Origin of the sequence: Acidisphaera rubrifaciens HS-AP3 (genome assembly GCF_000964365.1) — a bacterium.
Classification (GTDB): Bacteria; Pseudomonadota; Alphaproteobacteria; order Acetobacterales; family Acetobacteraceae; genus Acidisphaera; species Acidisphaera rubrifaciens.
Genome location: NZ_BANB01000761.1, coordinates 1 through 726 on the forward strand (window position 1 = coordinate 1; position 726 = coordinate 726).

Here is a 726-nt window from a genome sequence, read left to right on the forward strand (position 1 = left end):
GGACCCGCGCCCCTCAGTGCCGGGTCGCGGACGGCTTGCCGCCGGCGGCGTGCGCGGGGGTGGGCGCGGCGGCAGGGGCCGCCGCCGGTGCCTTGCCGCCGTTCTGCGCCATCGCCGACGGAGAGACGCCGTCCGGCGGGATGATCACCGACGGCAGCACCTTGTTCAGCTGCGCCGCCACCTGATCGGTCAGGTCGAACTCGTTGGCATTGAGCGCGACCTGCTGGCGATGCAGCACGAGGTTCATGCCCCGGCTCTCGGCCACCTGCCGGATGACGGCCACCAGAACGCGCTCGATCTGCGACAGCGAATAGCGGGCCGCCTCCTGGATCACCCGGTCGCGTTCGCGGAAGGTGCGCTGCGCGTTGGTGATGCGCTCCTGCAGCTCCCGCTCCTTGGTGCGGATCTGCTCGGCGGAGACGCCGCGCTGCTCGCGCATGTTGACCAGCTGCTGCTGCAGGTCGCGCCAGGCGGCCTGTTCCTTCTGGGCATCCTCGTTCAGCTTCTGCCGACGGCCGCCGAGCACCCGCTCGACCTCCTGCGCGGCGGTGGAGACGCGCATCACGTCGGGCACGCCGAGGACGCCGATACGCGGCGTGGGCGGCTCCACCCCCTTGGGAATCGGCGGCAGTTCCGGCATGGGCGGGAGCTGAACCTGCACCTCGGGGGCGGCCGGCGCCTGTGGCTCGGCCGCCGGGCCGATCGCCGGCGGCACGGCCGGCATCG

Annotated in this window: 1 protein-coding gene; it reads right to left on the minus strand. The window is 73.1% G+C overall.

Going from position 1 to position 726, the window contains the following annotated elements; translation table 11 throughout:
• Positions 1-13: 13 nt before the first annotated feature.
• On the minus strand, positions 14-726 hold a 713-nt coding region (locus B8460_RS17370), incomplete at its 5' end, for an OmpH family outer membrane protein (protein ID WP_048862881.1).